Source organism: Vreelandella sulfidaeris (assembly GCF_042429665.1).
Lineage (GTDB): Bacteria > Pseudomonadota > Gammaproteobacteria > Pseudomonadales > Halomonadaceae > Vreelandella.
Genome location: NZ_JBHMAC010000010.1, coordinates 1,521,240 through 1,545,915, shown reverse-complemented (window position 1 = coordinate 1,545,915; position 24,676 = coordinate 1,521,240). Strand labels below are relative to the sequence as shown.

Genomic DNA, 24,676 nt, shown 5'->3' with positions numbered 1-24,676 from the left:
TCTCAGCGTGATCGATATGGCCCGAATTCTCCAGTTCTAATCGCTGCGCTTTTCAGGGAGAAGGTCAGTCAGCGTTACCTTCTCGAAATGAGGCAACAGTCTTTTAAGTTCTTCTTCCGGCAGAAGGCCAAGCAGCGCGTTTTGCTGTAGAACAGTTGACTCTAGCATTGAAAGTCTATCCTTGTCGCTTTGTGTCGCACAACTTCTGATCGCAATGCTCACTAGTCGCTAATAATGTAGGTACTTAACGTGGGCATCTCAAGCCCATAGCGGTACACCCTTCAAGTATAGAACACTGAAAGGCAAGCTCTGTACGCTAACGCACATAAGCGTGGCTGAACCGTTCAGAAACCGCCACGCAGACCGTTAAATCAACCGGATGAATGGTGCGAAAAACTAATGCCTTACATGTTCGCCAACGCACAGTCGGCTGCTGCTTTACCCACTAGAGTGAGTCTCAGTGTGGCAACGGAGATGCCTAAACAGGAGGTTGCACTTTGCGCTGCAGGGAACGCAGCGCCACCCCTTAACTTTTCAGTATCACCTCTGCATTCCATTCGTTACTTCGCCCTGTTTCTGCAGCAATTCTGGGCCTGTTCTGATCGCCAAATTGAAAATTGCGTTTGTGTACGGTGGCGAACAGAAGCGTGGCGCTTGACTTCCTTAAGATCACAATAAAATGCCAATGTCGTCAGGGTCCACATAGCGGTTTTTTGAGGCTTGACGAGTAGAGGCGGCGGTTAACAAGGAGTTAGGGTTATGGGTTTGGATACGAGCTTGCAAATGGGGACAAAGCGCGGCGTGTCATCAGGTGCTCCCATCGAAAGGCATGAGGATCGTTATGATGCAATCCATTAAATGCCGGAACGGCCAAGTTAAGGGGAATGATAATAGCGCTGAAAAGAAGCAAATTGACGTACGCCTTAGTGAGACCGAAGCCGCATTAGAGGATGCAACGGAATGGGCCCAAGTAACTTTGAATTTGATCGGCGATGCCGTAGTCACCACTGATCGGGAATCGCGCGTCACCTATTTAAACCGGGTCGCGGAATCACTTACGGGCTGGTCAAACCACGATGCACTTGGCAAGCCGCTGGATCAGGTGTTGATGCTCATCGACGGCCAGACGCTGGAGACAGCTGCTAACCCGGCGCAGCGGGCCATGGAGGAAAACCGCACCGTCGGCCTAGCCATGGATTGCGTATTGATCCGCAAGGACGGCAGTCAATTGCTGATTGAAGACTCAGCGGCACCGATACATGACCGGGAAGGCTATCTTCAGGGTGCGGTAATCGTTTTTCATGATGCCTGCCGCTCGCCCACTCATTCGTCCAAGCTGGCTTATCAGGCGCAGCATGATGCCCTTACCGAGTTGCCCAATCGTGTGCTGCTCTCGGAGCGCCTCTCCCGTGCTATTGGGCTGGCAAAACGTCACCATCATCAGGTCGCGCTTTTATACCTGGACCTTGATGCATTCAAGGCTATCAACGATTCACTTGGCCATGCCATCGGTGATTTTCTTCTACAGTCGGTGGCGGAGCGTCTCAGCAAGTGTGTTCGTAATACAGACACGATATGTCGCCAAGGGGGCGATGAGTTCGTGGTGTTGCTGAGCGAAATTGAAAAGCCACAAAATGCCACCGAAGTAGCGGAGAAAATCCTTCTAGAGCTAGCTGAGTCCCACCTCATCTGCCATAACGAGCTGCACATTACCGCAAGTGTTGGGATCAGCATTTACCCTGAACACGGCAGCGATGAGTCCACCTTGCTGAATAATGCCGACACGGCGATGTATCACGCTAAGAAAAGCGGTCGTAACAACTACCAACTGTTCAATGAAGACATGAACGCCCTAAAGACGCAAACCAGTAATCTGGGATCCCAACTGAACCTAGCGCTCAAGGCAGACGCGCTCTTTCTCGATTTCCAGCCTCGGATAGATCTTGCTACCGGCTATATGGTGAGTGCCGAAGCACTGGTACGTTGGCACAACCCGACGTTGGGTCTCATGCAGCCCTCGGCGTTTCTTCCCGTGGCGGAAGCCCGCGGTCTGATGGTGCCTATCGGTTACTGGGTGCTGGGTGAAGCCTGCCGCCGGTTGCAGGCGTGGCGGCGGGAAGGGGATAATATTGTACCCATCGCGGTGAACATGTCAGCGATGCAGCTTCGAGACAAGTCACTGCCTGCGCGGGTGGCGGAGATTTTGGTCAAGACCGGGTTAGAGGCTCGTTTTCTGGAGCTGGAAGTGACAGAAGGCAGCCTAGTGCATCTGCATACCAATGCCTCTATATCGACGCTGAGCGAGCTGAGCCGAATGGGAATACGCATTTCCATCGACGACTTCGGTTATGGGCTTGCCAGTTTGAAACAGCTGCAGTGTTTTCCCATCAATACAGTCAATCTTGCGCCATGTTTTGTGCATGACATGTTTAATAACGCGGAAGACGCCATGTTTATCAAAGCGCTGATCAATTTTGGTCAGAACCTTTCCATGCGTGTTAACGCCAAGGGCGTGGAAACCCTCGCACAGTTGAACTACCTCGAACGTCAGGGCTGCGATGGTGCTCAGGGGTTCTGGTTGAGCAAGCCCCTATCGGCAACTAATTTCCGCGTATTGCTCGGCCCGGACCGGTCCAACCTGCAGTAACGTCAATCAATTCTTTGACATTATTAGGCGCTTGTAAAAATACTCCGATAGCATGAATGCTCTCCGCTAGTCATCAAGCATCAGGCAACGAGCGGCCTTACGAAAAGGAATGGTTTTGCGTATTGAATCGTCCCGAGTATTCTAGACACCCGTTAGGCTCTTAAAATAACGCCTTTCATACTCAACCGGTGACAAGTTGCCACTTGTCCCATGTCGGCGCGTTGGGTTGTAGAACGTTTCAATGTAATTGAACACGTCGCGTCTAGCCGCTTCGCGTGTCGAATAAATCTGTCGCTTGATTCGCTCTCGCTTGAGAAGTTGAAAGAAGCTTTCAGCAACCGCGTTGTCATAACAGTTACCACGTCGGCTCATGCTGCCCACCAAGTGATTGGCTTTCAGAAAGCTTTGCCAGTCTCCACTGCTAAACTGACTTCCTTGATCCGAATGCACCATCACAGCTCTTTGCGGCTTGCGTCGCCAAACGGCCGACAATAAAGCATCCAGCACTAACTCCTTGGTCATACGTGACTTCATCGACCAGCCAACCACTTGGCGACAAAACAGGTCGATAACCACCGCTAAGTAAAGCCAGCCTTCGTACGTTCGGATGTACGTAATATCAGTCACCCAAGCAATATTTAGCGCTGGTACTTCAAACTGACGGTCTAAATGGTTGGGTGATCCGATGGCCGGTCTGGGAGCGTAAACCTTCTCTACGCATCAGGCGGGCCACTCGGTGCTTACCGCAGGCTTCGCCAGCCTCACGCAAATCCTGGTAGACCTTGCGATAGCCATATACACCGCCGCTTTCAAACCACGCATGCTTGATCAACCCCAAGAGGCGCTGATCATCCCGGCCTCGATTAGACAGTGCTTTTTTGCACCATGCGTAATAGCCGCTAGGGTGCACGGCCATCATGCGGCACAAGCGACGTACCGGATATTGGCCCGCATGCTTTTGAATAAACGCGTACCTCAGTCGGACTCCCTGGCGAAGTTCTGGGCGGCATTCCGACGGTGGCCTTTTTTAATATATCTCGCTCTTCTGACACGCGTTTTAGTTCAGCCTTCAAACGACGGTTTTCAGCTTGGAGATCATCATCTTCTTGTCGTTGTTCTACCGGCTTATCGTAGCGCTTGATCCAGTGGTAAAAGCTGTGGCCTGACACGCCTAAACGCTCAGCGACCTCGGCAACGCGATGGCCACGCTCTACCACCTGTTTAACGGCTTCGATTTTGAATTCTTCAGTGTAACGGGGACGGATCATGGATCCTCCTAGACACCTTTAGTATAAGGCCTGGAGGTGCCTAGAATATCCGGGGCGATTCAAGCAAGGGGTGACGTCGGGAACAAAACAAAAGCCTGATCAGCACACTTCTTACTGATCTTTGAGGGAACGGTGCCTTCAATCTGCTAATCCTGCATCAATGACGTATTACTTTTTTATTCTTTTGTAAGTGTGCGAACGCACAGACGACTGAGCCGCCAGTAAACGATGATGAATCTTGTGAAATGTACGGGAATTCAAAAGCAAGGCATTTAATGCGTACAAAAACCCAGGAGTTTCTCATGATTAAAGTCACCGCTGTTGCAATCACCCTCGGCGTTCTGAGTGCGTTGCCTATGGCAGTATCTGCACAATCCTCAAATTATGGTCCGGAGCAGGGCGAACGCGAACTATCCCTCTCAGGCACCGGCAGCACCGACCGAAATTTCAATAGTGGAACATTCGGTGTGACGGGTGACATGGGCTGGTATATTCAAAATAACATTGTAACCGGCGCTCGACAGAGTATTAACTATACCGATGTTGAAGGCGAAGGCATCATCGATGATTTCTGGAACGGCTCGACCCGGGGCTACATTAACTATCAATTTCTAGATGATCGCGCACGACCCTTTGTAGGTGCCAGTCTTGGGGCGCTTTATGGAGATGGCGTCAAAGACAGCGCCTTTGCGGGTCTAGAAACGGGTATAAAATACTACGTGTTGACTAAAACCTATTTCCTTGCTCGTGCCGAATACCAGTTCCTCTTCAGCAGCACAAGTGATGCATCAGATGCATTTCAAGACGATGGCGCTTGGGCTTATACAGTGGGTCTTGGTTATAACTTTTAACCCTCCTGGAGCCTGTACAGTGGCCGACCTGAATAGCGTGATCGTCTTCTATGATGAAAGGATGCTGACCCATGAACCGGATATAGAGGTCCCCTTCCTACCGGGGCGAATGGACAAGCGAATCCGCTCACTTCTGTCTGGGTTAGGGGTGCCCTGGACGTATCCCGAACATCCCGCCCGGCTCACCGCCATCAAGCACTTGCTGGAAATCGAACCGGTTCCCGGAGTGACCTTTGAGACCGGCGTGCCGGCAACTCGCGAGCAGCTAGGGCGCGTCCACACCAACTCCTATCTGGACAGCATCTACCACCTCCGTGGAGAAAACGCTTGGCTCGACGAAGATACCACGGCGGTATCACCCGGCAGTGTCGATGCTGCAGAGGTAGCTGCTGGAACGGCGATCTCCGCTGTCAAGGCGGTGGTAGAAGGCAGAGCCGAGAGTAGCTTTGCACTGGTAAGACCGCCTGGGCACCACGCTGAACCGGTGCGCGCCCGGGGATTTTGCCTGTTCAATAACGTGGCAGTGGCAGCCGCCCATGCCCAGGCGGCGCTAGGCTGCGAACGGGTTATGATCGTCGATTGGGATGCTCATCACGGAAATGGAACCCAGGACATCTTTCTGGCCGACCCGAATGTGCTGTTCTTCGATATCCACCGTTCTGCCCCCTTCTATCCCGGCACAGGGAGCCTTGAGGAGGTCGGTATGGGACTTGGAGAGGGTACCACCGTCAATGTCCCCATGCCTGCCGATGCCGACGACGCTGCCTATCTCAAGGCTTTCCGCGAGATCCTGGTGCCTGCGGCCCAGTGGTTCCGCCCCGACCTGATCCTGGTCTCGGCAGGATTCGATCCCCACACCCATGACCTCGCGTTGAATGTCTCCTATGATGGCTTTGCCGCCATGACGGACATTCTCCAGAAACTCGCACGCCAGCAGTGCGAAGGAAGGTTGGTCTTCGTTCTGGAAGGCGGCTACAACCTGATATCGCTCTCGCATGGCGTTAGGTCGGTGCTCCAGGTACTGACCGGCGAAGAGCCACCGGAACCTGGCCTGCGTGGCCTTGCCGAGGTGGAGGCCGCGCAGGTCTTCCACCGAGGCGCCTTCGATACCAAACCGTAAGCTATGGCTGCTTCCTCAGAGCCAGTAAGGACAGCCAATAAAGGGTGGCGTTAGCTAAACAGCCTCACCAGTTGTAGAGCGGCAGTGTCTCTCGGCTCATCCGACTCAGCCATCCGGCCCTTCTATGCTAGGCGATCCTGTTTTGGTCGAGATGACCGTGCGTTTCGGCAGCCCGCAGCTGGGTGAAATATCCAAATGGAGGAGCATGCGATGGGCGTAATACTAAAGAGCATCACCCGAGAGAACTTCGAGGCCGTCATTGCGCTGGAGCTAGCGACCTCACAGCGTGATTATGTCGCTAGCAACCTTTACTCCATTGCCGAATCGAGCTTCCATCCAACCTATCAACCTCGCGCTATACATTGCAGCGGGGAAGCGGTCGGCTTCCTCATGTACGAGTCCTTCCACCACAACAGGCAACTGCCTGCCTACAACATCTTCCGGTTCATGGTCGACCGACGCCATCAGGGAAGAGGCTTCGGTCACGAAGCCATGAAGTGCGTGCTGGACGAGATCAGGGCACATGGCCCCTTCGAGAAAATCGCGATCTGCTATGTGCCAACCAACCAGGTGGCCCGCGACTTCTACGCCAGTCTCGGCTTCCAAGAGGCAGGGCTGAGCGAGGAAACCGGCGAGGTCATCGCCGAGATACGGATGAATGAGTAGCTTAAGCTATCGCCGATGACGATTACGGAGTGCCCGGGGAAAGTCTCTGAATCTGGAGAAGGCCATCTGGATGCTCCATGACCTTTTCGATATACATCATTGCCTGCTGGAAGAAGGCGTATAAGCAATTCGCTGCTCACTGCCCCATTAGAGAACGTTGCTAGCCATCGACTAAGCCTGCTGCTCGCAAACGACCCCTAAGGCGCTGATTCTCCTCGATCAGGTCAGTCGCTAAGGCGGCAAGCTCAGGCGCTGCCTCGAAGTCTCTCTCCAACTGACTCATCCGTCGAGCACGGGTCAGATCATGGCTGGTAAAGCGCCAGCTCGCCACATAGGGTGAACCATCAGCCAAGAGGCCGCTCTCAATACGCTCGATCACCCAATTAGTTTCTACCGAACAAGCGCGAGCCAGCTCTTCGAGCGTTAAGGTCGCCTCATCGATTAGTTCACCGTTAACAATATGCTGCTGCGCCATGTCTAGACTCCCTTCCGTTGGCGAGGGTCAAAAGCGAGCTCTTGCGCCATGGCCTCATAGAGTTTCCGTGCTTTGTCGGTATTGGCCGGGGGTAGCACCACTTCAAGTTCTACATATAGATCGCCAGGCTCTGTTCCGGGTATACCTCTGCCCTTTAGACGCAATCGACGACCCGTCTGTGAATCAGCAGGCACCTTGAGTTTCACTGTCCCTGACGGAGTCGGGGTTTCGATGCTCGCTCCCAGAGCGGCCTCCCATGGGGTAACCGGTACGGTTTGATGTACATCCCGCCCCTCGATCCGGTAACGCGAATCCGGTTTGAAGTGTATCTCCAAGTAAAGATCACCTGCAGCACCTCCTCCAATACCGGGGCTGCCCTGCCCTGTCAGACGGATATGCTGACCCGCCTTGATGCCTTTAGGTATCAGTACGTTGAGGGTATGTTCCTGGGAGGCCAAATGGCCATGCGCGTCAACATGCGGCACTTGTAGAGTAATCCTGCGCGTCGCACCTAGGAAGGCGTCCGCCAAATCGATGATAACTTTGGCATGACGATCCTCACCGCGCATCTGATAACCGCGCTCCGATTGCCGTGCTCGACTATGCTGACCAAAAAGGTTAGCGAAGAAGTCACTGAACTCGCCGAGATCAGCTTTCTCAAAACCCCCACCACTGAACTCGTAACCGGCATCCCAGTCGGGGCTTGGCTGAAAATCCTGCCCCGACTGATATTGTTGAGCCAATTGGTCATAAGCGAGACGCTTCTCCGGGTCGTACAGCACTGCCTTGGCTTCATTGACCTCTTGCATGCGCTGTTCAGCGTCTGGCTCTTTACTGACGTCAGGGTGAAACTTACGCGCCAGCTTACGGTAAGCTTTCTTGATCTCTTCGGGCGTCGCGGTCTTCGACACACCGAGCACCTGGTAGTAATCCTTGAATTCCACTTATAAAAGCTCCAACAGAGGATATGACTATTCAGAGATTCGATTAACAAAGTGCCAACTCTGGAAGGAACAAAATACTCAGCTCAAGATTAATCAAAAATGACTGCGCCAACTCAACAACACGCAGGAAGCATTAACGGGACCCGAGACGGGAATAGCCGGGCATGATCTCTGAGCAGTGCCTCATAGCATTCGCAGGCAGCAACTTCTAACCCAGAGCGATCAAGAATGGTTATATCACCTCGGCTGTAGTGAATGAGCTGGCGCGACTGTAAAGCACCAGCTGCTATGGTCACCCCGCTTCTACGCACGCCAAGCATATTGGCAAGAAAGTCATGTGTAAGGTGGAATTGGTCTTGATGGGCACGATCCTGTGTCATCAGCAACCAACGCGCCAGACGTGGCTCAATTTTGTGAAAGTGAACACAAGCGGCGTTTTGAGTCAGTTGAGTAACCAGTACGTATAGATAATGCTTGAGCGCATCCGCCAACACCGGAATATCTCTTAGCAAGCGATGCATCTTGTTAACACTAATCCGCAACGCTTTGCCTGGTCCCTGCACAATTGCTCGACTAGGTGCTGTATTTACACCCAATACCATTGTGGCACCCAGCATACCTTCGTTACCAATCAATCCCAGCTCTAGGGGGTGGTCGCCCCCCAGCGTAGTAATTAGGGATACAAAACTGGTAGTCGGAAAATACAGATATTGGAAATCATGAGCCCGCTCACTGAGGATGCTGCCGAATTCCAAGTCAACCTCTTCGCATTGCTCCAGAACTTTGCTCTTAACTGTGCAGGGAAGACAGTCAAGCAATTGATTGGTAATTATTAGTGGGGATGCGAATGACATTGACATATCCAGCAGCACGAAATTAGCCAATAGCGGCACGAGAAAGGTGCTTATCAATCCCACCCTCATAATCTTCGTGACTGATAGCTTAGTCTGTTCGTTACAGCACTCAGGGCCAGCTTTCTATCACTTCAGGCATCCTGTATGGGATCTGCACAACCACTGAAAAAATTCAGCAGTTAACTACCCAAGCTATAGAATGCGCGTTAGTAATCACATCTTGATCGCAGCGCACTCTCACTCCGTTAGAGCTCTCTGCTTTTGTAGCAAAGCAAGAGGGTAATGGGTCAATAGACGGTCAGTTTCCTTTTTTACGACGCCGTAGCATTCACAGCTAAGCTGCTCAAGCCTAAACCGATCCAGCACTGTAATATGGCCACGCCGATATTCGATGACACCTAGCTTTTGCAACTTGCCAGCAGCCTCGGTTACTCCTTCACGCCGAACACCTAGCATATTGGCGATAAGCTCTTGCGTCATGTTTATTTGATTGCTTGGCAGGCGATCTAATGACAGCAATAACCAGCGACACAACTGCTGATCTATCGAGTGATGGCGGTTGCAAACTGCCGTTTGCGCCATTTGTGTGATTAGTGACTGTGTGTAGCGAAGCATCAGCACTAACATTTCGCCATGGCGATTGAACTCATCCTTAAGCAGTTGCCCATTGAGCCGAAAGGCGTAACCACCACTTTGTACTATGGCACGGCTTGGCGTGCTCTCTCCCCCCATGAATAGAGCGATACCAACAAGCCCTTCATTACCGACGACTGAAATTTCTGCGGAATCGCCATTTTCCATTACATATAGCAGAGAGATAATCGAATCAATGGGAAAGTAAACATAACGCATGGTTTCATCAGACTCGTATATCACCTTACCCAACGGTAGTGAAACCAGTTCGAGATGGCTGACTAAGCGATTATGCGATTCATAGGGCAAAGCAGCCAGTAAGTGATTCTGTTGTAGCCGTGGCAACTTGGGCATAACAACCTCCATCTGAGAAAATCAACACAGTGGATTAGTAACAATCTGAAACCCACAGTTTCTGTACGGTATCGAACAGAATTAATTTTTCATACTGAACCAGTTAGAAGTGTTTCGCGAGCAAACTTTACAGAGTATTTTTTTAAGCAATAGCAGGATCGATATTTACTGGAAGCTACTGGAAGCTCAAAGCGGGCCTATAGAGAAAGAGGGAATACTACTGTGTTCGTTAGCGCACGGTAATTAGGCCGCCCTACAGGCACTATGTCAGTCGCAATGAGTCTGTATATACCCCTGAGGTAAGTGTACAGATTCCATGCGCGACAACGGACGGAGGCCAAAGATGGCGGAAAGCCAAGCGGGTGGTAAGGCAAAAACGGACAATATCGGCACTATTGTCACGGTTCGCGGCAGCGTCATTGATATCCACTTCGACGACTCTTTGCCGCCGATACACAACCTGCTGCATGCGGGTGCAGGTAATCGGGTGGCTATCGAGGTACTGGCCCAGCGCGATGAGCATCACGTTCGAGGTATCGCCCTAACCCCAACGCAAGGCTTGGCTCGCGGAATGCAGGTAAAAGATAGCGGAGGACCGTTAAAGGTACCTGTTGGTAATCCCATTCTGTCACGCATGTTCGATGTTTTCGGCAACACGGTTGACCGCGGTGCGCCGCTGGAAGGTGTGCAATGGCGCTCGGTTCACAACGAGCCGCCGCCATTAGTACGCCGGTTGACCCAATCCAAGGTATTTGAAACCGGCATCAAGGCGATTGATGTGCTCACGCCACTGGAGCGCGGTGGAAAAGCTGGCCTATTCGGTGGTGCGGGCGTCGGCAAAACGGTGTTGTTGACGGAAATGATCCATAACATGATCGGCCATCAACAGGGGGTCAGCATCTTCTGTGGGATCGGCGAGCGTTCACGTGAAGGCGAAGAGCTTCACCGTGAGATGGAAGCCGCCGGTGTGTTGCCCAACATGGTGATGATTTTCGCCCAGATGAACGAACCGCCCGGTGCCCGCTTTCGCGTAGGACATGCAGCGCTGACCATGGCGGAGTACTTCCGTGATGACGAGCATCGCGATGTCCTGCTACTCATCGACAATATATTTCGCTTTATTCAGGCTGGCTCGGAAGTGTCAGGGCTGATGGGGCAAATGCCATCGCGCCTCGGGTACCAACCCACCATGAGTACTGAACTGGCCGCATTGGAAGAGCGAATCGCTAACACCGATAGCGGCGCCATTACCTCACTGCAGGCGGTATATGTGCCAGCGGACGACTTTACCGACCCTGCCGCCGTACATACGTTTTCGCATCTGTCAGCATCGATTGTCCTGTCACGCAAACGGGCGAGTGAAGGTCTTTTCCCAGCCATCGACCCGCTACAATCCAGCTCAAAAATGATCACACCCGGCATCGTTGGCGATTATCACTATGCGATAGCGCAAGCGATTCGGCGCACGCTGGCACAGTACGCTGAGTTAAAGGACATCATCGCGATGCTTGGGTTGGAGCAGTTGTCGCCGGAGGATCGCAAGGTCGTGGCTCGCGCCCGCAGGTTGGAGCGTTTTCTTACCCAACCCTTCTTCACCACGGAGCAGTTCACCAACCTAGGCGGCAAACTGGTCAGCCTGAAAGACGCCCTTGATGGCTGCGAGCGTATTCTGGCCGACGAGTTCAGGGATATGCCGGAGAGTGCACTCTACATGATCGGGGCAATCAGCGAGGCACAGGAAAAAGCCACCCTCAGCACCCAGGCAAAAGAACCATTATCTAAAGAGACCAAGCATGCTGTTGATGACGCTTAAGGTGCTACTACCCTTCGAGGTATTCATCAACGAAACCCGCGTATCCAACATCGTGGTTGAAACCGTACAGGGCGCATTTGGCCTGCTGCCACAGCGCCTGGACTGTGTTGCAGCGGTGGTACCGGGCATCCTGAGTTTTGAAGACGACATGCGTAACGAAGTTTTCATGGCCCTGGATGCAGGGGTATTGGTTAAGACAGGTCGCGATGTCGTGATTTCAGTGCGACAAGCGCTGCGAGGGAAAGATTTGGCTCACCTTCACGAAGCGATCAAGCAGCAGTTTCTAATCCGTGACGCTCAAGAAGAGGCCATGCAAGCAGCGATGGCTAAGTTGGAAGCGGGCTTCATGCGACGGTTTGTTTCAATTAGTGATCGTTCACCATGAGTCAGGAACCGAAGCGTAAACCACTCACTTCAGCACCAGAAGCATTGTCACGACAGGTAGGCGTCAAGGCTGCCCGCAAACTCAAGGCGCGCCGAAGCGGTACGCCCGGCGTCTGGTTCGGGCTGGGAATGATGGGTCTGGTCGGATGGTCGGTGGCCGTGCCCACGCTGCTAGGGGCTGCCCTGGGCCTATGGCTCGATCAACACTACTCCGGAGGCCGTTCATGGACGCTGGCGCTGCTGATGGGTGGGCTTACCATCGGCTGCCTCAATGCCTGGCATTGGGTATCGAAAGAGAACCAGTCGATACATCAGGAACAGGAGGACGATGATGCCTGAAAACATTAACTGGGTGCTGGGAGGGTTAGCACTGCTTGCTGGCTGCACGCTAGGCGCATTTTTCTTTGGTGGCCTCTGGTGGACGGTTCAGCGTGGTGCCGCATCAAAAAACCCGGCGCGGTGGTTCATCAGTAGCCTGATCCTACGCATCGGTATCGTACTGAGCGGCTTCTATCTCATGGGTGCCAGCCAACTACTCTATTTAGGCTTTTGCATGCTGGGGTTTCTGCTAGCGCGGGCGGTTGTCCTGCGTATAACTAGCTATCTCCCTGCCGCTACGGTACCCGCAATGGCAAGCCCACCAGGAAATCCGCCATGCGCATGACCCCTGATACCTGGATCTTCTGGCAGTACGGTGTTTTTACGCTCAATGCCACCATTGTGTTCACCTGGGTATTGATGGCAGTGCTGACGCTAGGCGCCTTTTTAATCACTCGCCGCCTGACCACCGGCCACGAACGCACACGCTGGCAGAATCTGCTGGAGATTGTGGTGACTTCGATCATGGGTCAGATAAAAGATGTTGGCCTGAAAAATCCACATCACTACCTTGGTTTTCTTGGCACGCTATTTCTGTTCGTTGCCGCTGCGGCGCTTTCCACCATGATACCCGGCTTCGAGCCTCCCACCGCATCGCTATCCACCACCGTTGCACTGGCACTTTGTGTGCTGGTATCCGTCCCGCTGTTTGGTATTTCCAGCCAAGGGCTTTTGGGCTACCTGAAAACGTATATACAGCCAACACCGCTCATGCTGCCTTTTAACCTGATCAGTGAAGTGTCACGCACCATGGCATTGGCCGTGCGCTTATTCGGCAACATGATGAGTGCCGCTATGATCATCGCCATTCTTTTAGCCATCACGCCTTTTTTCTTTCCCATTGTGATGACGCTGCTGGGTTTGCTAACCGGCATGGTGCAAGCCTACATCTTCACCATCCTGGCAGCGGTGTACATCGCTGCAGCCACCCGCAGTAGTAAGGCGGTCAAGGCACTTCCACCGACGCCAGTAACATGAACCTCTGCCCTACCCCCAATCCACCACCACAAAGGTACACTTTATGGACGCTCTCACCTGGATCGCCGTCGCTTCCATTGTCATGGCAGGCTTGACCACGGGCTTCGGCACCATGGGGCCAGCTTTAGCCGAGGGCAGAGCGGTCGCCGTTGCGCTTACCTCATTGGCCCAGCAGCCCGATGCTTCTGCAACCATCACGCGCACGCTATTCGTCGGCTTGGCGATGATCGAATCCACCGCCATTTACTGTTTCGTGGTGTCGATGATTCTTATCTTTGCCAATCCCTTCTGGAATGCCGCACTGGCGGCGGCCAGTCAGGCAATAGGCGAATAAGCCATGCTCATCGATTGGTTTACTGTCGGCGCACAGGTGCTGAACTTCATAATTCTGGTGTGGTTGATGAAGCGCTTTCTTTACCAGCCGGTACTGAACGCCATCGCTGCGCGTGAGCAAAAGATTGCTGCAGCTCTGGCGGACGCCGCCGATACCAAGGCAGAGGCGCACAAGCAAAAAAGCGAATTTGAGCAAAAAAATCTAGCGTTCGAGCAACAGCGTGCAGATTTATTGCAGCAAGCCACGGATTCAGCAACTGCGGAGGGTGAACGCCTGCGTACCGAGGCAGCCCTTGTCGCCGACAAAGCGAACGCAGCGCGCGCCAAGGCGTTGTCAACGGACACCCAACATCTACATGCAGAGATCATCCGCCATACCCAACAACAGGCCTTTGATATCGCACGCCGAGTGCTAAGCGACCTTGCAAACACTAGCCTGGAGCAACGAGCAAGCGACGTATTTATTCAGCGCTTACAAAACGCCGACGGCGAGACATTGGCATCACTAAGCAAGGCACTCACGGACGCTTCCGAGTCAACTCCTGCCCTACTGCGCAGCGCTTTCATACTCCCTGCATCTCAGCAGTCGGCCATCCAAACCGCACTGGAGGATAAGCTCGGCCACTCCATTGTGCTTAGGTTCGAGACCTCCCCTGACCTGATAGCAGGCATTGAAATCAGTGCCCAAGGTCAGAAACTGGCCTGGAGTATTGCAGACTACTTGAGTGCCTTGTCCTCAAGTCCGCATACGGCGCACGCCAAGTCCGATGCGACGGAGGCTGCATGACCGCCGCAATATCCGACAAAACAAGCCTACAACGCGCTATCGAAAGCGCGTTCGCAGATATCCAGCAGCGTTTGCAGACATTCGAACCGCAACTAACACTACGCGAGGTGGGCACGATCACCAGTGTCTCCACCGGCATTGCACGTGTTCATGGGCTACAGCAAGCCAGCTCCGAGGAGCTGCTGATATTCCCCGGCGGACTATTCGGTATCGCATTCAATCTCAATGAAGACAGCATTGATGTGGTACTGCTAGGTGACTACGCACACCTGCATGCGGGGCAAGAAGTTCAGCGTACCGGCCGGGTAATGGACGTGGCCGTGGGCGACGCCTTGTTGGGCAGAATGATCGACCCGCTCGGGCGACCACTGGATGGTCTGGGGCCGGTGATGACACATCAGCGGCTGCCTATCGAACGGCCCGCGACCGCCATCATGGATCGCGCCCCGGTGACAGAGCCGCTGCAGACCGGACTGAAAGTCATAGACGCGCTGATTCCAATTGGTCGCGGTCAGCGTGAACTGATACTGGGTGACCGCCAGACGGGCAAGACGGCAATTGCCATCGACACTATTTTTAATCAGCGCGGTAAAGACGTTCTTTGTGTGTATTGCGCCATTGGCCAAAGGGCGTCGGCGGTGGCGAAGGCAGTCGCTAACCTGCGCGAGAAAGAGGCGCTTTCCTACACCGTGGTCGTTGTCGCCGAAGGTAACGAGGCCCCTGGTTTGGCTTACATTGCGCCCTACGCCGCCACGAGTATCGCCGAGCACTTCATGGAACAGGGCCACGACGTACTGATCGTTTACGACGACCTCACCCACCACGCCCGCGCCTACCGCGAATTGTCGCTGTTACTGCGTCGGCCACCGGGGCGGGAAGCCTTTCCCGGCGACATCTTCTATATCCATTCACGCATGCTCGAACGCGCCACCCGCTTAAACAAAGAGCGTGGGGGCGGTTCGCTGACCGCGCTGCCCATTATCGAAACCGAGGCACAAAATATCTCGGCCTACATCCCGACCAACCTGATTTCTATTACCGATGGACAGATAGTGCTGTCGCCATCGCTGTTCGAACTCGGCATTTTACCGGCCATTGACGTGGGTCAGTCGGTATCGCGTGTGGGTGGCAAGGCACAGCGTACGGCCTATCGCGCAGTGGCAGGCGACCTTAAGCTGGCCTATGCACAGTTTGAAGAACTTGAAACCTTTGCCCGTTTTGGCGCTCGCCTGGATGAAGATACGCGGCAATCCATCGAGCACGGGAAACGCATTCGCGCCTGCCTCGGCCAGGCCGAATTTTCGCCGGTCTCAGTGCCCGCCCAGATCGCCATCCTGCTGGTATTGAACGCAGCCTTGTTTGACGCCGTTCCACTTGAGCACATGTCGGCAGCACAACACGCCGTGGAAGAGATGGCCAATGACCTGTCTGATAACCTTAGCAAACGTCTCACCGCAGGCGATAAGTTGACCGACACGGATCGCCTGCAGATCATCGAAGCAGCCCGTCTGGTACTTGCAACTTTCCTGCCCCCAATTGATAACGCACTACCACAAGCGGCGACTGCTCATACTGAAACCAGCGCCCACCCATGAAAAGACACAGCGTTAACCTCATCTCTACTAACATCAATGAAGTGCAACCTTAATGGCCACCACGCTCATTGCCCTACGTCGTCAGATTGATAGCGCCGGAGACCTCAAGTCCGTAGTCAGTACGATGAAAGCGTCCGCCGCATCGGCCATTGGACAATATGAACGCTCAGTAGCAGCCTTGGCCGATTACGCACACACGGTCGAACTTGGACTAAGCGTGTGTCTACGCGCAGTCGAGCAGGGAGGCTCAAAGGTGCAGACACTGCCCCCACGCCCCCATCCGAACCGACAGCACGCGGTGGTATTCGGCTCCGATCAAGGGCTGGTGGGTCGATTCAACGAGGTGGCTGTCGACCATGCAGTGCAAGCACTGGCGAATACAGGAGCCAAGGTTTGGGCTGTTGGCGAGCGCGCGCATGCGCGTCTTGTCGATGCTGGCATTTCGCCCGAGGGACTCTTTGTGGTTCCCGGATCGGTGGAGCTGATTAGCCGATTGGTCGGCGATATTTTGCTAAACGTTCAAAGCTCAGACATCACAACGGAGGACGAAGGGCATTTTGCCACGCAAAGCACCGCGCTGACCCTCTTCTACAACCGGCCAAATGCTGCTGGCTATGCCCCAGTAAGCCAGCGTCTGCTGCCCCTGGATACTCAATGGCAGCATGGGCTGGCCAAGCAACCGTGGCCTACCCCCCAGATACCCGAAGTACTGGATATCTCTGCGCAGACCCTGCGCGCCTTTATCCGTGAACACCTCTTCGTCTCGCTGTTTCGCGCCAGCGCTGAGTCTTTAGCCAGTGAAAATGCTAGTCGACTGGCTGCTATGCAGCGCGCAGACCGCAATATCGCCGAGCTGCTGCAGTCACTGCACGCCCGCTTTCATCGGCTACGACAAGCAGGCATCGATGAGGAGCTGTTCGACGTTATCTCCGGTTTCGACGCTTTAATGCCCAGCGACGGTACCAGCATCAAGTCATGATGATACTGCGTGCGTTGACGTACAGACAGGCTTAGATACAGGGAAGAGACTAAGCAGAGACTCCAGCCAACCTAAGTCCCAGTCGCTGGCAGCAAACTGCACAGGTATCTGAGATGACTCAGCCACAGTCTGACGATAACCGCTCTACCAATGAACTCGCGCCCACAGACAATGAGCTAGGCCAAACCTCGATCATCGCTGATGCTCTTCAGGCTAAGTTCAAGCGACAGTGTCATCTACAGACTTCAGCGCGGGCGTTTACATGAATAAGTCTGGCACAGTTCACTCCGAAACATTCGCAGCGCCTAGCGTCGCTAACGTCACCACGCCCCCCATCCAAGCCAGTGCCGCCTCGCCTGCCAAATTGGGGCTCAGCCTGTTGGTGGCGCTTGTGGTCGGTTCGATCATCGGCAGCGGCATATTCGGGCTTCCACAAAACATGGCCGCCGGTGCAGGTGCTGGGGCTATCCTGATCGGCTGGACCATTACCGGTATCGGGATGCTGTTACTGGTTCGAGTATACCAGATGCTCTCGATGCGCAAACCCGAACTCAACAATGGCGTATATGCCTATGCCCGCGCGCTGTCAGGTGAATACGTGGGCTTCAATTCTGCCTGGGGCTACTGGGTAAGCGCCTGGATTGGCAATGTCGGTTATCTGGTTGCTGCCTTCAGTGCGCTTGGTTACTTCTTCCCTATATTTGGTGATGGCAACTCCCCGGCCGCCATCGCTGGCGCCTCCATCGTTTTGTGGGTCATACATCTATTGGTACTGCGCGGTATACAAGGTGCAGCAGTACTTAACGCGGTGATCACGTTAGCCAAGATAGTGCCTTTGCTGCTGTTCATTGCACTGGTAGCAATGGCCTTTGAGATAGACACTTTCCGTCTCGATTTCTGGGGAGACGCGGGTCTCGGTTCCGTGCTCGACCAGGTCAAGAGCACCATGCTGGTGACCGTCTGGGTGTTTATAGGCATCGAAGGTGCCAGCGTTTATTCGGCAAGAGCACGCAACCGTGAGGATGTAGGTCGCGCGACTATCATCGGCTTTCTAATTTGCCTGCTGTTGCTGATGGCGGTGTCGTTATTATCTCTGGGAGTATTCAATCAACCGACACTGGCTGGTCTCAAAAACCCATCAATGGCGGGCGTGCTTGAAAATGCTGTTGGCACCTGGGGTGCTGTCCTGATCTACGTAGGTTTGATCGTCTCTGTGGGCGGTGGATTCCTGGCCTGGATGCTGCTCGCTGCTGAATCGCTGTTCACCCCTGCCGGTGGCGGCGTCATGCCAAAATGGCTGGGGCAGACAAATACAAAACACGTGCCTGCCAACGCCCTTTGGCTGACGAATGGCATGGTGCAGCTATTCCTGATACTGACGTTATTCTCCGAAGCTTCCTATTTGGCACTGATTTCGCTGTCTACCGCGATGATCCTGCTGCCCTACCTTTTCAGTGCCGCTTATGGCCTTTCACTGGCATTGCGTGGTGAAGGTGTCAAGGCAGCAATCGGACGTGCCGATGTCCCTGTTGCAGCACTGGCCACGATGTACTGCTTGTGGCTACTTTACGCCGCTGGTTTCAAGTACCTACTGCTGAGCGCCATGCTCTATGCGCCTGGCGTGCTGCTGTATGCCTGGGCCAAACGCCAGCGCAAGGAACAAGTGTTTACCACTTGGGAATGGCTAGTACTAGCGGCATTGGTATTACTGGCCATCGTGGCAGCCACGCTGCTAGCCATGGGGCGACTCAGCCTGTGAACACGTGCCCACTTTCACTCTCTCTTTGCTTGAACAGGAGAACGATGCGATGACGTCTCAAGGTGTACATTCTGAAGTTGGTCGTCTGCGCCGTGTACTGGTATGCCGGCCCGGCCTAGCGCAACAACGCCTGACGCCGGCTAATTGCCACGACTTATTGTTCGATGACGTTATCTGGGTTGAGCAGGCGCGCAATGACCACGACGCGTTCACCAATGCCATGGTGAGCCACGATGTCGAAGTACTGGAGTTACATGATCTACTGGCCACGACCATGGCCGACCCGATAGCCCGCACCTGGTTGCTAGATCGTAAATTAGGCCCAGGAACCGTTGATAGGGAACTGGTACAGGAGCTCCGCCCCTGGCTAGAAGAGCTGCCTCCACAACGCTTGGCGGAACACCTGATCGGCGGCTTGGCACGCGCCGAACTGACGTTCGAACCAGCGGGCCTGCTGGCGAAATACGTGGCCGCAAACGATTTTCTGCTGCCGCCGCTACCTAACACCCTGTTCAGCCGTGACAGTAGTTGTTGGATCGGTAAGGGCGTGGTCCTGTGCCCAATGTACTGGCCCGCACGCCGACAGGAAACACTGCTAACGGCAGCGGTGTATCGCTTCCATCCTTTGTTCGCCGGTCAGGTAACAACCTGGTGGGGTGACCCGGACGAAGAGCACGGCGGTGCGACAATGGAAGGTGGCGATGTGATGCCCCTAGGCAATGGCGTGGTAATGATAGGCATGGGTGAGCGTACTTCACCACAGGCCGTTAGCCAACTTGCCCGTAGCCTGTTTGCAAAGGGCGCGGCTACTCGCGTGCTTGCAGCACAGATACCAAAATCTCGCGGCGCCATGCATCTGGACACAGTATTTACGTTCTGCGACGTAGACTTAGTCACTAGCTTCCCAGAAATGGTCGATGAAATCCGTGTACACAGCCTCCGGCCGGGTGAAAAAGAAGGCAGTCTGGATGTACGTACTGAAACAAAGCCCTTCCTCGACGTGGTAGCTGAGGCGCTGGGGTTGGCCAAGCTACGCTCGGTGGCTACTGGCGGAAATGCTTGGCAATCAGAGCGAGAACAGTGGGACGACGGCAACAACCTGCTGGCACTGTCGCCTGGGGTAGTGATGGGCTATGCCCGTAATACCCATACCAACACCTTGTTGCGTAAGGCAGGAGTGGAAGTTATCACAGTCCCTGGTTCCGAGTTAGGGCGTGGACGAGGCGGCAGCCACTGCATGTCCTGCCCGATTGAGCGCGACGCGCTCTGATCCTAACCCTGATGAGGCAATATCATGAGTTTTAATCTGCACAATCGTAGCCTATTGGCGCTAAAAGACTTCACCCCAGATGAAATCCGCTTCCTTCTGGATCTGTCTGCCGAACTAAAGCGCGCTAAAGCAGTGGGCAATGAAGTGCCACGCTTAAAGGGCAAAAATATCGCCCTGATCTTCGAGAAGCCTTCAACCCGCACCCGCTGCGCCTTCGAAGTCGCGGTGCACGATCAGGGTGGTCACGTCACCTACCTCGATTCTGGTGCCTCGCAACTAGGCCACAAGGAATCGCTGAAAGATACCGCACGCGTACTTGGGCGCTACTACGACGGGATCGAGTACCGCGGATTTCACCAAAGCGTAGTTGAAGAGCTAGCAAAGTATGCTGGGGTGCCAGTATGGAACGGCCTGACTGATGAAATGCATCCCACACAGATACTCGCCGATCTACTGACAATGCAGGAATTCGGCGAGAAGCCACTGCACGAACTCAGTTTCTGCTACCTCGGAGACGCCAGTTTCAATATGGGTAGTTCGCTACTGGTCGGCGGTACCCTAATGGGCATGGATGTCCGCATTTGCTCGCCTGCAGAATTACAGCCACCCGCCGAACTGGTCGCCCAAATGCGTGAACTGGCAAGCGCCACCGGCGCACGCATCACACTGGAGACCGATCCATTGGAGGCGGTGGTCGGCGCTGACTTTCTCTATACCGACGTATGGGTCTCTATGGGCCAGGACGACGAGGTCTGGCAGAAACGCATCGACCAATTGCTGCCCTATCAGGTCAATACCGCATTGATGCAGGCAACTGGCAAGCCCAATAGCCGATTCATGCACTGTCTGCCAGCATTCCATAGTCTAGAAACCGAGGTTGGTCGCCAGGTACATGAGAAGTATGGCCTCAGCGAAATAGAAGTCACCGATGAGGTATTCGAATCAGACGCCTCGATTGTCTTCACCCAAGCAGAGAACCGTATGCACACCATCAAGGCCGTGCTGGTAGCGACCCTCGGATGAGACTTAAAGGAGCTAAATCATGAGGATTGTCGTTGCGCTGGGCGGCAATGCACTCCTGCGCCGAGATCAACCACCCACGGCAGAAAACCAGTTGGAGAATATTCGTAGTGCAGCCTCTCAGCTGGCGCGCGTGGCCGAAAAACACGACCTGGTGATAACGCACGGCAATGGTCCGCAGGTAGGTCTATTGGCACTACAGGCTGATGCCTATGTAAAAGTGGATGCCTACCCGCTGGACGTATTGGGCGCACAAACGGATGGCATGATCGGTTATCTGTTAGAGCAAGAGCTGGCCAATCGGCTGCCTGGCACTCGTGAGGTGGCGACGCTGATAACCCGCGTAGAGGTCGATCCAAAGGATCCCGCCTTTAGACATCCAAGCAAGCCAATCGGCCCGGTTTACGGCAAGGTAGAATCTGAGCAAATCGCCACTGCCAAGGGCTGGAGTATGGCGCCGGATGGCAGTGCGTTTAGGCGCGTAGTGGCATCCCCACAACCAGTACGGGTACTCGGTCTGCAAGCAATTCGCTGGTTGCTGGAGCGTGGCGCTTTGGTCATCGCCGCTGGGGGCGGAGGCATACCAGTGGCACGCTACAAGGATACAAAAGACCTGCAAGGCGTCGAGGCTGTGATCGATAAGGACCTATGCAGCAGCCTACTTGCACGTGAATTACAGGCGGATCTGTTAGTCATCGCCACCGACGTATCAGCGGTCTTTCTAGATTGGGGAAAACCTACCCAGAACGCTATCGACAAAGTAACGCCTCAGGATTTAAGCCAATACGACTTCGCCGCGGGTTCAATGGGGCCAAAAGTCGAAGCAGCGCAAGCCTTTGTTCTCGCTACCGGTAAACGCGCGGTAATCGGCTCGCTAGAACAGATTGAGGGCATGCTCGAAGGCAGCGCAGGGACGCAGGTCTACTCTGCCAGCCTAGGTAACGCTGATATCAGGTGATTCTACTTATCCCATGTCGCGAAGCGTCTGTATGACAACGCACAGACCATCATTTTCATCGCATATAGACTGGCTCCATTCAACCTTGAAAGTGATTTCGAACATCTTCTCAAAAATATCCATTTGATGGATAGCTTACTTATATGTACAGGCACTTTAGAAACTTACTTGATTTCTTATGACACGAATTGAACGCCAATTTAGACATTGAGAATTCAACGGGTTAGATCCAACGAATATGGAATACCTGGTTCAGGAGTGATCATGAGCGAATACAAAACCAAAATGACCTATGCCGTCAGCGCGCGGCGTATTGATGATCACGGTAGTCTGGCTCATTGCAAAGAGGCTAATATAAATTTGGACACTGATTTGACGGGGTGCCCAGATGCTTTCAATCCCGCCGAACTACTCATGGCCTCTCTTGCCGCTTGCATGATCAAAGGCATTGAACGAGAGGCCCCAATCTTGAACTTCGAATTGCGCGGCGTGAAGATCCTCTCCGTTGGCCTGCGCCAAGACGAGCCACCAAAGATGGAATTCATTGACTATGAAATTCTGGTGGATAGCGATGAGAATGACCATCGTCTTGAATTGCTGCACGAGAAAGTGAAGAAATACAGCACCATTTTCAACACTGTCGCACCGGGAACGGAACTGAAAGGCGTGCTACTTCGCGATATCCGATCAGATTAGAAATTAACTGACACAATACTGTAAAGCCATGTTGAAGCCTGTTGCGTTTCATTGGAATCGCGGCCCGAAATAGCCAATAGACCAAACTATTGAGAGGAGTTTACTCATAGCTTTTAACCCAACTGGTGCGGCCAAGCTCTGTGGCGCTAGCTATGTCTGCTTCAGGAATCACAGATATGTCCCCTAGCTCTCTCGGGTCGTAATGAAATACACACAAACGTGAGGCGAAGGCTACAAAAGGCAGTGATGCTTCGCCGGGACGCTCACCATGCTTTTCTGTCGAGCAATGAACGCCTTGGCCCCAATCCTGTCCGCTGTCATTGTTGGGGTTGAAAAATAGAGGCGCACCTCACCATCCTGATCAAGGTTGACCCGGATAATGGTAATGGCATGGCGTCCAACCAGCCGCCCGCCGCTATCGGTAACAGCGATACCAGCGGGCTGCGGATGAATAACGGGTATGTTGCTGTTGTAATAAGGGTGATAGCAGGCTTAAAAGTGGCGGATAAAATCCTCATAATCATGGATCTTTCCTGTTTGCCGGCTAATAACACTGAGAAAACCATGCCCAACCCACCAGCCATACATTTCTGGATTGATCCAGCGGTGTAAGTCATCATCCCGGACCCCGCACAAGCGCCCCATCTCGCCATATATCCGGTCAAGGTGAGGTATCAGAACCAATGAGACCGGATCCACATCGATTGGGGGCTCCTTCGCAAGACCTGCTGCCAAGTACTGAGAGTTAATATGCTGACCCTCAAAACGCATGACGACATCATCATCACGGGCTGCCCATGCCACCAGTTGCAACAGATAATCGGCGTCGTTAAAAGACCACATCGAAAGCCCGATAACCGACTGACAGGTAGGGTTATTACCCTGGCCAATACCCAATGGTTGACCCAGCAGGCTCAAAACACCGGCCAGCAAATAAACACGCGGTGAGTGCTCATCACCGAAAATCGCACTCAGTTTGTCAGATACAGTCTGACACAGCTTTAGTTCCAACTGCCGCCATAGGCCCGACGCTACCGGTGGAGAAAACAGACAGCCTCGTTCTAGAAACAAGGCCAGACCATAAACAGCTTGACAGGTTTGCGGGTGAACCACTTCATCAATTAGCTTGAGCACGATCTGCCGGTAGCTCTGAAAGGCATCGTTGCCGGTTATACTCAGGCCCAGTGCCAGGGGTATAAGGTCGTCTCGCCCCCACAGCAGATACCTTAACAGCATGGGATGATAGGCAGAAACCATGCCGGTTCCATGCATGGCTTGGGCATAGCCATACGCTTCTTGTCTTAGCGCGGGTTCGTCCATGGCGGCTAGACGTTCGCTATATATCGAAAAGCCTGGGTCATCGCGACAGCCTGGCGTTGGGCCAAACAAAGCACCGACAAGGCGTGCGGCTTTATCCATGCCCGATGTTTCAATTGCCGGGTCAAACAGACATTTGGCAATCTGACTTACCATCTGCTTTATGCTGTTTGTTTGTATCGGACGCTGGGCCAGTAAACGATGCACCTCATCCACCAAGCTATCGAGAATACTTTCGTAGCCTAAGCGATTGAGCAAGAACTGATAAAGCGAATTAACGATCTCACCAAGCTTTTGTGGCCGCTCCCTATCTGCTTCGCTCATCTGACCTGAAAGCAGATCCAGGTTCAGTGCTGTCACTTGGGTCAGAAAGTGACTTGCCTGCTCCGCTGAAATTCCGGGGTGAATATATTCCCCCATTGCTACCGCCAATAGCCGAAGCTCACTCAGCGCTTCGATTGACGTGTATGGTGGCGCCCCCTGGCGTAACGTTCTCACAGCCAAGGCGGGTCGCAAAATGGCGGGCTGATCCCAGTCGCTGTTGGCGAATACGCCCTTGGCTTCTATTACTGATACGCGATCATATAGCGCATCCAT

At 53.7% G+C, this 24,676-nt stretch carries 23 protein-coding genes and 1 pseudogene; 18 read left to right on the top strand and 6 right to left on the bottom strand.

Annotated features, from left to right (window positions below):
• The first annotated feature begins 841 nt into the window (after positions 1-841).
• A complete protein-coding gene (locus tag ACFFLD_RS11910; RefSeq protein ID WP_386043883.1) occupies positions 842-2,647 on the top strand; it encodes a putative bifunctional diguanylate cyclase/phosphodiesterase in 1,806 nt (601 codons plus the stop codon).
• A gap of 141 nt (positions 2,648-2,788) precedes the next feature.
• On the opposite strand, the pseudogene ACFFLD_RS11905 reads toward ACFFLD_RS11910, so the two are convergent.
• Positions 2,789-3,915 (bottom strand): annotated as a pseudogene (locus tag ACFFLD_RS11905) (IS3 family transposase).
• Between the two features lie 302 nt (positions 3,916-4,217).
• Between ACFFLD_RS11905 and ACFFLD_RS11900 the strand changes: the two are divergent.
• The 3 genes from ACFFLD_RS11900 to ACFFLD_RS11890 all read left to right on the top strand — a co-directional run bounded on the left by ACFFLD_RS11900 (position 4,218) and on the right by ACFFLD_RS11890 (position 6,552).
• Entirely contained in the window at positions 4,218-4,766 is a 549-nt protein-coding gene (locus ACFFLD_RS11900) for a hypothetical protein (protein WP_386043876.1), read from the top strand.
• Between the two features lie 61 nt (positions 4,767-4,827).
• On the top strand, positions 4,828-5,886 hold the full coding sequence (locus ACFFLD_RS11895) for a histone deacetylase family protein (protein WP_386043874.1): 1,059 nt from the start codon (positions 4,828-4,830) through the stop codon (positions 5,884-5,886).
• A 210-nt stretch (positions 5,887-6,096) separates the two neighbouring features.
• Complete coding sequence (locus tag ACFFLD_RS11890; RefSeq protein WP_386043872.1) at positions 6,097-6,552, top strand: GNAT family N-acetyltransferase; 456 nt, start codon at positions 6,097-6,099, stop codon at positions 6,550-6,552.
• 160 nt (positions 6,553-6,712) lie between these two features.
• Here ACFFLD_RS11890 and ACFFLD_RS11885 read toward each other — a convergent pair whose 3' ends face one another.
• The 4 genes from ACFFLD_RS11885 to ACFFLD_RS11870 all read right to left on the bottom strand — a co-directional run bounded on the left by ACFFLD_RS11885 (position 6,713) and on the right by ACFFLD_RS11870 (position 9,812).
• Entirely contained in the window at positions 6,713-7,027 is a 315-nt protein-coding gene (locus tag ACFFLD_RS11885; protein WP_386043870.1) for a chaperone modulator CbpM, read from the bottom strand.
• 2 nt (positions 7,028-7,029) lie between these two features.
• Complete coding sequence (locus tag ACFFLD_RS11880) at positions 7,030-7,971, bottom strand: DnaJ C-terminal domain-containing protein (protein ID WP_386043868.1); 942 nt, start codon at positions 7,969-7,971, stop codon at positions 7,030-7,032.
• Between the two features lie 113 nt (positions 7,972-8,084).
• Entirely contained in the window at positions 8,085-8,825 is a 741-nt protein-coding gene (locus ACFFLD_RS11875) for a Crp/Fnr family transcriptional regulator (RefSeq protein WP_386043866.1), read from the bottom strand.
• A gap of 237 nt (positions 8,826-9,062) precedes the next feature.
• On the bottom strand, positions 9,063-9,812 hold the full coding sequence (locus ACFFLD_RS11870) for a Crp/Fnr family transcriptional regulator (RefSeq protein ID WP_386043864.1): 750 nt from the start codon (positions 9,810-9,812) through the stop codon (positions 9,063-9,065).
• 343 nt (positions 9,813-10,155) lie between these two features.
• Here ACFFLD_RS11870 and atpD point away from each other — a divergent pair, with 343 nt between their 5' ends.
• The 14 genes from atpD (at position 10,156) to ACFFLD_RS11800 (ending at position 22,762) form a co-directional block, all read left to right on the top strand.
• Positions 10,156-11,625, top strand: coding sequence for a F0F1 ATP synthase subunit beta (gene atpD / locus ACFFLD_RS11865; protein ID WP_386043862.1), 1,470 nt, complete (start codon positions 10,156-10,158; stop codon positions 11,623-11,625).
• Positions 11,606-12,010, top strand: coding sequence for a F0F1 ATP synthase subunit epsilon (locus tag ACFFLD_RS11860; RefSeq protein WP_386043860.1), 405 nt, complete (start codon positions 11,606-11,608; stop codon positions 12,008-12,010). The genes atpD and ACFFLD_RS11860 overlap by 20 nt, the downstream gene beginning before the upstream one ends.
• Complete coding sequence (locus ACFFLD_RS11855) at positions 12,007-12,348, top strand: AtpZ/AtpI family protein (RefSeq protein ID WP_386043858.1); 342 nt, start codon at positions 12,007-12,009, stop codon at positions 12,346-12,348. Before ACFFLD_RS11860 ends, ACFFLD_RS11855 begins: the two co-directional genes overlap by 4 nt.
• On the top strand, positions 12,341-12,673 hold the full coding sequence (locus tag ACFFLD_RS11850) for an N-ATPase subunit AtpR (protein WP_386072458.1): 333 nt from the start codon (positions 12,341-12,343) through the stop codon (positions 12,671-12,673). The genes ACFFLD_RS11855 and ACFFLD_RS11850 overlap by 8 nt, the downstream gene beginning before the upstream one ends.
• Entirely contained in the window at positions 12,664-13,365 is a 702-nt protein-coding gene (locus ACFFLD_RS11845; protein ID WP_386043854.1) for a F0F1 ATP synthase subunit A, read from the top strand. Before ACFFLD_RS11850 ends, ACFFLD_RS11845 begins: the two co-directional genes overlap by 10 nt.
• Before the next feature lie 43 nt (positions 13,366-13,408).
• Positions 13,409-13,699, top strand: coding sequence for a F0F1 ATP synthase subunit C (locus tag ACFFLD_RS11840; RefSeq protein ID WP_035578896.1), 291 nt, complete (start codon positions 13,409-13,411; stop codon positions 13,697-13,699).
• 3 nt (positions 13,700-13,702) lie between these two features.
• Complete coding sequence (locus ACFFLD_RS11835) at positions 13,703-14,485, top strand: F0F1 ATP synthase subunit delta (RefSeq protein WP_386043851.1); 783 nt, start codon at positions 13,703-13,705, stop codon at positions 14,483-14,485.
• Entirely contained in the window at positions 14,482-16,080 is a 1,599-nt protein-coding gene (locus ACFFLD_RS11830; RefSeq protein ID WP_386043849.1) for an alternate F1F0 ATPase, F1 subunit alpha, read from the top strand. Before ACFFLD_RS11835 ends, ACFFLD_RS11830 begins: the two co-directional genes overlap by 4 nt.
• A 52-nt stretch (positions 16,081-16,132) precedes the next feature.
• Positions 16,133-17,059: a F0F1 ATP synthase subunit gamma gene (locus tag ACFFLD_RS11825; protein WP_386043847.1), complete on the top strand. Its 927-nt coding sequence runs from the start codon at positions 16,133-16,135 to the stop codon at positions 17,057-17,059.
• Positions 17,060-17,321: 262 nt separating this feature from the next.
• Positions 17,322-18,818: an arginine-ornithine antiporter gene (gene arcD / locus ACFFLD_RS11820; RefSeq protein ID WP_386043845.1), complete on the top strand. Its 1,497-nt coding sequence runs from the start codon at positions 17,322-17,324 to the stop codon at positions 18,816-18,818.
• A gap of 49 nt (positions 18,819-18,867) precedes the next feature.
• Positions 18,868-20,088, top strand: coding sequence for an arginine deiminase (gene arcA / locus ACFFLD_RS11815; protein ID WP_386043843.1), 1,221 nt, complete (start codon positions 18,868-18,870; stop codon positions 20,086-20,088).
• A 24-nt stretch (positions 20,089-20,112) separates the two neighbouring features.
• Positions 20,113-21,111, top strand: a complete 999-nt coding sequence (gene argF / locus ACFFLD_RS11810) for an ornithine carbamoyltransferase (protein WP_386043841.1) — start codon at positions 20,113-20,115, stop codon at positions 21,109-21,111.
• Between the two features lie 19 nt (positions 21,112-21,130).
• On the top strand, positions 21,131-22,066 hold the full coding sequence (arcC, locus tag ACFFLD_RS11805) for a carbamate kinase (protein WP_386043839.1): 936 nt from the start codon (positions 21,131-21,133) through the stop codon (positions 22,064-22,066).
• Between the two features lie 264 nt (positions 22,067-22,330).
• Positions 22,331-22,762, top strand: coding sequence for an OsmC family protein (locus tag ACFFLD_RS11800; protein WP_386043837.1), 432 nt, complete (start codon positions 22,331-22,333; stop codon positions 22,760-22,762).
• Between the two features lie 492 nt (positions 22,763-23,254).
• Here ACFFLD_RS11800 and ACFFLD_RS11795 read toward each other — a convergent pair whose 3' ends face one another.
• Complete coding sequence (locus tag ACFFLD_RS11795; RefSeq protein WP_386043835.1) at positions 23,255-24,676, bottom strand: hypothetical protein; 1,422 nt, start codon at positions 24,674-24,676, stop codon at positions 23,255-23,257.